Source organism: Vibrio sp. 10N.222.55.C6 (assembly GCF_041473395.1).
Lineage (GTDB): Bacteria > Pseudomonadota > Gammaproteobacteria > Enterobacterales > Vibrionaceae > Vibrio > Vibrio crassostreae_C.
Window position 1 is genome coordinate 1 of record NZ_JBFRSD010000536.1, and the last position, 265, is coordinate 265.

A 265-nucleotide genomic window follows, 5' to 3' on the forward strand; every position below is an offset into this window, starting at 1 on the left:
GCAAGCGTGGTCAGTGGCTCAGCTAGTGATATTAAAACTGATGACTTAAGTATCCACCGCTATTTGTAGCTAGATGATGCAGTGATAATTAAACAACCCCATTCTTAAGTTTTCGAATGGGGTTGTGGGTTCTGAGGGAGAAGATTATCTGGTGGTAGTTTCTAGCACATGAGTAAATCTATCCCAGGATTTTTGGTCAGCTTCTTGTTGATAGTTGTTTGAGCCGAATACAGTAAAGGCATGCGGTGCACCACTGTAGGTGATC

Annotated in this window: 1 protein-coding gene; it reads right to left on the bottom strand. The window is 42.6% G+C overall.

From position 1 onward, the window contains the following. Window positions 1-144 precede the first annotated feature (144 nt). Window positions 145-265 (bottom strand): dienelactone hydrolase family protein (locus AB4486_RS24960; protein ID WP_372119385.1); only part of this gene is annotated, 121 nt, incomplete at its 5' end.